The sequence below is a fragment of the Pseudomonas sp. GW821-FHT07E12 genome, assembly GCF_058986605.1.
The window spans coordinates 40772-49484 of sequence record NZ_JBYSVX010000041.1 but is presented as its reverse complement, the minus strand read 5'-3'; the positions used below and the strand labels follow the sequence as shown (position 1 = coordinate 49484).

Sequence of the window (8713 nt, the reverse complement as noted above, 5' to 3'; positions counted from 1 at the left end):
CCCCACCCCCCCCCCCCCCCCCCCCCCCCCCCCCCCCCCCCCCCCCCCCCCCCCCCCCCCCCCCCCCCCCCCCCCCCGACAGACCCAACCCGAAGGGCCGCTCTTGCGCGCGTCCGGTGCGGCGTCATCGCTCGGTCGTGGACAGACGTCCACTTCCTCCCTCTTCCTTGCCCCGAATGCGCGCAAGAGTGGCGCGACCTGCTTGGGCATCCCAACAGACCCTGGGTGCCGTGCCGACATGGTAGACGCGAGCGACGATGCGATGCACAGCTGCATACGTATTCATCCCGGAAACCGCGGGTTCACCGCAATGCATCGCTATAGTCGGCTCCGGGAGATTCATCGCTTGAAACGGTTGTTCCCGTGTAGGCGGGCGTCGAAAGCCCGCAAGTTTTTCAGCGCCATATTGCGCAGATACGGCAAACCCTTCTCCCCTGCAATATCCATCACCGGCCACCTTGGGAGGGGACATGCCGCTGACGCCGCACCACACCGTCATTCGCTGTTTTGCTGTTGCATTCGCCCTGCTCGCCGGCAGTCCGGCACTGGCCGAACCCGCCACTGTCGCCAGCATCGAATCACCCGGCCATGTGCTGCGTGTGTCATTGCAACTGGATGGTGGCCACCCGAGCTACACGGTGGAGCGTTTCGGCGAAACGGTTGTGGAACCTTCGCGGCTCGGCTTCCAGTTGCGCGACGGCCGACTGGATCGCGATCTGGTGTTGCAGAGCCAATCCACGTCGCAGCACGACGAGACCTGGGAACAACCCTGGGGCGAGCGTCGCTACGTGCGCAACCACTACAACGCGCTGATCGTACAACTGGTCGAACGTAGCGGTTTGAAGCGACGCATCGAGATCGAGTTCCGCGTCTACGACGACGGCCTCGGCTTCCGCTATCGCTTCCCCGAACAAGCGGCGATGCGCGAGGCGATCATCGACGATGAGCTGACCGAATTCGCGATCAAGCCCGAGTCCACCGCCTGGTGGATCCCGGCCGGTGAACCGATCCACTACGAATACCTCTACCAACGTACACCGCTGGACCAGGTACCGCTGGCGCACACTCCGATCACCCTGCGCAGCCATGATGGTCTGCACGTATCCATCCACGAAGCCGCACTGGTCGACTACGCCGGCATGTGGCTGCGTCGTACCGACGGCCAGCGTCTGCGCGCGCAGCTCTCGCCCTCGGCGGAGGGCTGGAAAGTTCGCCGCACACTGCCATTCGATACGCCTTGGCGCACGCTTCAGATCGCCGACAGCGCCGGCGGTCTGGTCGAATCCAACCTGATCCTCAATCTCAACGAGCCCAACGTGCTGGGCGACGTGAGCTGGGTGCATCCGGCCAAATACATCGGCGTGTGGTGGTCGATGCACCTCGACCAGGAGAGCTGGGCCACCGGGCCTAAACATGGCGCCACCACGGCCAACACCAAACGCTACATCGATTTCGCCGCCGCACATGGCTTCCGCGGCGTGCTGGTGGAAGGCTGGAATCCCGGCTGGAATGGCGAATGGTTCGGCAATGGCTATGCCTTCGATTTCACGCGCGCTACGCCGGATTTCGATATCGAAGCATTGAGCGCCTACGCCGCCAAGAAAGGCGTGCACCTGATCGGCCACCACGAGACCGGCTGCGCCGTCGAACATTACGAGGACCAGCTCGACGCAGCACTCGACCTCTACGCTCGGCTCGGCGTGGATACGTTCAAGACCGGCTACGTCTGCGATGACGGCCAGGTCGATCGGCGTAATCCTGCCGGCGGCCCGCTCTGGCGCGAATGGCACGACGGCCAGTTCATGGCCCGCCATCACCTCAAGGTCGTACAGGAAGCGGCGAAACGACACCTGTCAGTCAACGCGCACGAGCCGATCAAGGACACCGGCCTGCGTCGTACCTACCCGAACTGGCTTTCTCGCGAGGGCGCGCGTGGCATGGAGTACAACGCCTGGGGCCAGCCGCCTAACCCGCCGGAACACGAAGTCAACCTCGTTTTCACCCGTCTGTTGTCCGGCCCGATGGACTACACCCCTGGCGTCCTCAGCCTGAAGGGGCGCGGCGGCCAGGCCATCCCCAGCACGCTCGCCCGCCAATTGGCGTTGTACGTGACGGTCTACAGCCCGATCCAGATGGCCGCGGATCTTCCCGAACACTACCTGCAACACCGCGATGCCTTCCGCTTCATCGAAGACGTTGCGATGGACTGGGACGATACCCGCGTGCTCAACGGCGAAGTCGGCGACTACGTGACGATCGTGCGCAAGGATCGCCATAGCCGCAACTGGTTCCTCGGCAGCATCACCGACGAACACGGTCGCGTGCTGCCGATCGATCTCGCCTTCCTCGAGCCTGGCGTGCGCTATCGCGCCGAGATCTATCGCGATGGCGACGATGCCGACTACCGCAGCAACCCATTTGCGTTCGTACACGAAACACGTGAGGTAACCAGTGCGGATCGGCTCGTACTGAAGCTGGCACCCGGCGGCGGACAGGCCATCCGGTTCGTACCGCTGGAAGCCGCCCATTAATGCCCCCCATCGTAGGAGCGGCTTCAGCCGCGATGAGGCTTTACCGGGGAAACCTGGTTGCGGCTGAAGCCGCTCCTACGATGTTCGCTTCACCGACGCCACACGTCCGGTATACCGCCACGCCGTCTGGAATCGATTCCAACACCGCCAAATTCATTGAATACGTATGCACCCCGATTCCGTGACGGATCGCGCTGTCTAACATAGATCGCAAGTACCAACCGACCATTCCATGGTCCGCAACAAACGTCCAGGCGCTTACCCGGACGCACACAATCCGATCCACAACATTGCCTGGGAGGGGAAAATGTTGAATCCAAAGCGCAGCGCGCTTACCGCCGCGTTGACCATTGCTCTGACGCCTGCGCTGGCCGCAGCCCAATCCGAGAGCGCACAGGACACGACCCAGACCACCGAAGACAAAACGGTGAATCTGGACCGCGTCGAAGTCACCGGCATCCGCCGCGGCATCGAAAGTGCGATCTCGGTGAAGCAGGACGCCACGTCCATCGTCGAGGCGATTTCCGCCGAAGACATCGGCAAGCTGCCGGATGTCTCGATCGCCGAATCGATCGCCCGCCTGCCCGGCCTGGCCGCGCAGCGTGTGGCCGGTCGCGCCCAGGTGATCAGCGTGCGCGGTCTGTCGCCGGACTTCGCGACCACCCTGCTCAACGGCCGCGAAATGGTCAGCACCGGCGACAATCGCAGCGTCGAGTTCGACCAATATCCATCAGAACTGATCAGCGGCGTCACCGTGTACAAGACCCCCGACTCCGGCCTGATCGGACAAGGCCTGTCCGGCACGATCGATATGCAGACCGTGCGCCCGCTGAGCTATCAGGATCGCGTGATTTCCCTCGGCGGCCGCTACCAGAAGAATTCGCTGGGCAAGGCTGCCGGCGTCGACGCCTATGGCAACCGCATCAGTGCCAGTTACATCGACCAGTTCGCCGATCACACCCTCGGCTTGGCAATCGGCTACGCCCACTCGGACATGCCCAAGCAGGAAAATCAGGTCGGCCTGTACGAGCCGTGGCAAGCCGTCGGCGATGGCTGGCGGCCCGGCGTCGAAGCGGGCACTTACTACTCCGATGGCATCAAGGCCCTGCGTCGCACCGGCAACGCCAAACGCGACGGCGTGATGGCAACCGTGCAGTTCCGTCCGAACAATGCCTGGACCAGCACGCTCGATGCGTTCTATACCAAGGCCAAGGAATACGACACCGCCAATCAGTTCGAGGTTCATCTCGGCAACTACAATGGCGGCTATGACCCGCTTAACGTGACCGGTGCCACCGTCAATGAGAACGGCACCTTTACCGGCGGCGTGGCCAACAACGTCTACCCGCTGGTACGCGGCATGTACAACTACCGCGAAGACCGCATCAAGGCTTTCGGCTGGAACAACGAAATCCAGGCTGGCAGCGTCAAACTGGTCGCCGATGTCAGCTGGTCCAAGGCCGAGCGCGACGAGATCAGTCTCGAAAACAATCTGCAACTGCTGCCGGCACCGCAGCTGGATTCGGTCACGCTCAACTACGGCGCAGGCAGCTTCCCGCAGTTCACGCCGGGCCTGAACTATTCGGATTACAACTCGCTCTACCTGACCAACACCATCTACGGTTCCGGCTACGGCAAGACCCCGCGTGTGGACGATGAACTGAAGGGCTACAAGCTGGCTGTCAGCTTCCCCGCTCCGGAAGGCCTCAACTGGTTTTCCGATGTCGACGCCGGCATCAACTATGCCGACCGCGAGAAGAACAAGTCGCAGCCCGAAGGCAACATCCTGCTGGGCGCGCAAGGCGATACCAGCATCGCCTCGGATCTGCAGTACGGCCTGGTCAACCTGGGCTTCGCCGGCGTCGGTTACATCCCGAGCTGGAACGTCCCGGCCGCAGTGGCCCGCTATATGGTGTTCAACCCGACCACCACCGAGTCTTATCTGATTCCCAAGCAATGGTCGGTGAGCGAGAAGATCACCACGACTTTCCTGCGCGCCAACATCGATACCGAAATCGGCTCGATACCGGTCCGCGGCAATGTCGGCATCCAGGCCCAGCACGTCGACCAGTCATCCAGTTCCAATTACTGGGACGACTCGCAACCGGTGGGCAGCCAGGTGATCCCGATCAAGGCGGGCAAGACCTATACCGACTTCCTGCCAAGCCTCAACCTCGCCTTCATGTTCCCGGCCGAGCAGACGCTGCGTGTCGCCCTCGCCCGCCAGGTCGCACGCCCTCGCGTGGACCAGTTGCGCGCCTCGATGGAATTCGGCGTGGATACCAGTACCGGCAAGCCCGGCGCCAGCGGCGGCAACCCCAATCTGGATCCGTGGCGTGCAAACGCGCTCGACATTTCCTACGAGAAGTACTTCGGCACCAAGGCCTACGTGGCGGCCGCATTCTTCTACAAGCAGCTCAAGAGCTATATCTTCACCCAGACCCGCGACGGCTACGACTTCACCGACCAGGTCGCCGCGTGGCTGGCCGCCAACGGCGATACCGTCACCGTCCCGGTACAGAACACCGGCAACTACAGCGCACCGTTCAACGGGAAAGGCGGCACGCTGCGCGGCGCGGAACTGACCGCATCGTTGCCGCTGGATATGTTCTCTGACGCCCTGGAGGGCTTCGGCGTCGTCGCCAGCGCGAGCTTCAATGACAGCAACATCAAGATCATGGATCCGGAGAGCGCTTCCAGCGTAGGTTCGGGCGAGATCATGCTGCCGGGCCTGTCCAAGCGTGTTTACAACTTCACCGCGTACTACGAGCGTAATGGTTTCGAAGCACGCGTCAGTCAACGCAAGCGCTCGGATTTCATCGGTGAGATCGGCAACTTCTCCGGCGTACGTACGTTGCGCTACGTGGAGGGCGAGGACATCACCGATGCACAGCTCAGCTACACCTTCAGCGACCACAGTCGCCTGAAAGGCCTGAGCTTCCTGCTGCAGGCGAGCAACCTCACCAACTCCAAGTACCACACCTACGCCGAAACCAAGGATCGCCCGCTGGAAACCATCCAGTGGGGCCGCACCTACCTGCTAGGCGCGAACTACAAGTTCTGATCGACTCCCAGTGCTGATGCACGGCCCGCCGCTTACTACGGCGGGCTTTTTTTTTTGGCGGGTATCCTGAGCGTCCTGATTCCGGAACTGCATTCGTCCTCTATCCCACGATGACCTCGCGGTAGCCGTCCCCCCGGAGAAAGTGAGAAGGCCACGGATATGGATCCGTGGCCTTCTTTCTGTGGTCATTCAGACGGGAGTCCGATGGCTTCCACTGTGCCGAGGCTCGCGTCACCGAGCACCATCCAGTGGGCCTTAAGAGGATGCAAACACTTCGTCTAGGATTGCCTGGCGAAAAACACCGCATACCCCGGCAACACCCGTCCGCTTCCTGTAGTCGTACCTGATACCTGACCAGGCACATCGAGCTGTGTCCAGCGTCCTTCCGGTAGCGACAACGACGTGGTGTCCGAGGAAAGATTGAACGCCGCCAGCAGCGTCTCGCCTTCAACCGCCCGTCGAAACATCAGAACCGGCTCCGGCGAATCCACGAACTCGATGTCACCTCCAACCAAAGCCGGCTGCGACTTGCGCCATTCCAGGAACGACCGGAATGCATTCAATACCGAATCCGGCTCGACCTCCTGTGCCTGCACTGCATGTGCACGATGCTCTATCGGAATCGGCAGCCATGGATTGCCGGTGGTGAACCCCGCCTGATCCTCATCGTTCCATGGCATCGGCGTGCGACAACCGTCGCGCCCCTTGAAGTTCGGCCAGAAGGTGATGCCATAGGGATCCCGCAATGCCTCGAACGGCACATGCGCTTCGCCGAGCCCGAGTTCCTCGCCCTGATAGACGCATACCGAACCACGCAGCGAACACAGCATCGCCGACAGCATCTTCGCCAACTGCGGCTGCGCCGGTTCACCACCCCAACGTGTCAGCGCCCGCTGAACGTCGTGGTTGGAGATCGCCCAGCATGGCCAGCCTTCACGCATCGTGGTCTCAAGGCGCTCGACCGTGCCACGGATGTAGGCGGCGCTGAAATCGTTCACCAACAACTCGAAGCTATAGCCCATGTGCAAACGACCGGGCATGGTGTACTCGGCGGTCGTTGCCAGTGAGTCCTCTGAAGATATCTCTCCAAGCATCACCGAACCGGGATACTCGTCCAGCAGCTCACGCAACCGCTCGAGGAAACCGATGTTCTCCGGCTGCGTATTGTTATAGTAGTGATACTGAAAGGCGTACGGATTATCGGGACTGAACCCCCGCCCCAGTCTCAACTCAGTCGGTTTGGCCGGATTATCACGCAACTTGGCATCGTGGAAACAGAAGTTGATCGAATCCAGGCGAAAACCATCCACACCTCGATCGAGCCAGAACTTCACATAATCCAGCGTGGCCTGCTGCACCGCAGGATTATGAAAGTTGAGATCCGGCTGCGAGGCCAGGAAGTTATGCAGGTAGTACTGCCGGCGCCGCGGCTCCCATTGCCACGCCACACCGCCAAAGATGGACAGCCAATTGTTCGGCGGCATGCCGTCCTCGCGCGCATCCGCCCAGACATACCAGTCCGACTTGGCATTGCTGCGATCCTCTCGGCTCTCGCGGAACCAGGCGTGATCGACCGAGGTATGGCTGAACACCTGATCGATCATTACCTTCAGACCCAGCGCATGCGCCTTGACCAGCAGCCTGTCGAAGTCCTCGAGCGTGCCGAACAGCGGATCGACATCCCGATAGTCAGCGATGTCGTAGCCAAAGTCCGCCATCGGCGACTTGAAGAACGGCGACACCCAGATCGCATCCACGCCCAGCGATGCGACATAGTCCAGCCGATCGATGATGCCCGGCAAATCACCGACGCCGTCACCATTGGTATCGAGATAGCTACGCGGATAAATCTGATAGATGACGGCGCCCCGCCACCATGGAGTCTGCGACATCAAACGCCCCCCTTCCGGGCTTGGAGGCGTCTGAAAACCGACGCCCTGAGAACCCCGTTAGCTTAGCGTCGGCGGGGTTTCAGGGCGTTGGTTCGCATACGTATTCATGGCACTCGACCAAGTCCGACTTGCTCAGGAATCAGCCAATTACATTCGCCGTTTTGCAACTAATGATCTGTCGGCGAATTCTCAGGCGCCCCTTGACCACTCCAGATACCCGACGCCCCTGCCATGGGGCAGGTGGATTCGTACTGCGCAAGCGAGGCATAGTCATCGGAAGTCCAAGGCATCCCATAATAATTCGGCGGATCACAATACGGCATCATCATGAACTGCCCCAGAAAAGGCGCAATCGGTATCCAGCATTTGTCCATATTCTTCTGCCCCTGGGTGCAGAAGACAAACGGATCGTTATCTCTGTAGTTAAGCGGTTGGTAGTAGCCACTCGACTGCGCCAACACAGAGAACGAGCATATTCCCAACAAGAGCAGCGCAAGCTTTCTCATACATATCCCTCCGACTGTTTAGCTCTCACCTCAATCCATTTGTCATATCCGACATCTAATCAAAACATATAAAAATTGGATCAGCACATAGCATAAGCCTTATACAGATGACTAACAGACGCACCCTTGCTAAGCTGTAGCCCTGATCTTCTCCTAACTCAAAACTTCCTAAATATCGGCTCCGAGCATTCAGTGTACAAAAGCGAACAAGAATTTGATGAATTTTTTTCCTTGCAGCTCTTCATAGCCATTTTTTGCGCTTTCTCCTTGGTGGCAGCCCCCTGGATATTTGCCCCCCCGCCCTTAATCGATACAACAGCCACACATTGATTCCTGTAGGTAAAGTCCACACTGCAGTCCTCTGCTCCATTTCTGGAACATGTTGCCAGCGCTTCACTCTCAGCATCCTCCTTGGATAACTTTCCCACCGAGGCGGCACTGGCACCGGTTTCCGGGGAGCTAGCCAACGCCCCCCAGGTTTTTATCCATTCACCAATCGGACGAGGAGGAGGTGCTCCATTCGAATCAGGAAGGCAAGCGGCACTTCCTGGGGTCGCACCAACCGGACATCTTGTCTGCGCAAAAGCGGAAAATGAGATCATGCTTTGAAGAAGCAAAACAGCATGAATGAAGATTTTCACGGATTTCATTGAAGTTCCTCTATAGCCTCAACTTCACTCACCGTGAAGCCAGGCCTCTAGTCCCCGTCCCATCAACTGT

General features: G+C 60.1%; 5 protein-coding genes. 2 read left to right on the top strand and 3 right to left on the bottom strand.

From position 1 onward, the window contains the following. Positions 1–470 precede the first annotated feature (470 nt). Together AC3WJE_RS18365 and AC3WJE_RS18360 are read left to right on the top strand one after the other, a co-directional pair. A complete protein-coding gene (locus AC3WJE_RS18365) occupies positions 471–2531 on the top strand; it encodes a glycoside hydrolase family 97 protein (RefSeq protein WP_493732269.1) in 2061 nt (686 codons plus the stop codon). A gap of 307 nt (positions 2532–2838) precedes the next feature. Further along, positions 2839–5595, top strand: coding sequence for a TonB-dependent receptor (locus tag AC3WJE_RS18360; protein WP_493732268.1), 2757 nt, complete (start codon positions 2839–2841; stop codon positions 5593–5595). Between the two features lie 278 nt (positions 5596–5873). Here AC3WJE_RS18360 and AC3WJE_RS18355 read toward each other — a convergent pair whose 3' ends face one another. The 3 genes from AC3WJE_RS18355 to AC3WJE_RS18345 form a co-directional block, all read right to left on the bottom strand. Continuing rightward, the gene (locus AC3WJE_RS18355; protein ID WP_493732267.1) at positions 5874–7487 is read right to left on the bottom strand and encodes an alpha-glucosidase; all 1614 of its coding nucleotides are present in this window, start codon (positions 7485–7487) and stop codon (positions 5874–5876) included. A gap of 167 nt (positions 7488–7654) precedes the next feature. Further along, a complete protein-coding gene (locus AC3WJE_RS18350; protein WP_493732266.1) occupies positions 7655–7993 on the bottom strand; it encodes a hypothetical protein in 339 nt (112 codons plus the stop codon). 158 nt (positions 7994–8151) lie between these two features. Then, the gene (locus AC3WJE_RS18345; RefSeq protein ID WP_493732265.1) at positions 8152–8643 is read right to left on the bottom strand and encodes a DUF4189 domain-containing protein; all 492 of its coding nucleotides are present in this window, start codon (positions 8641–8643) and stop codon (positions 8152–8154) included. Positions 8644–8713: the final 70 nt, after the last annotated feature.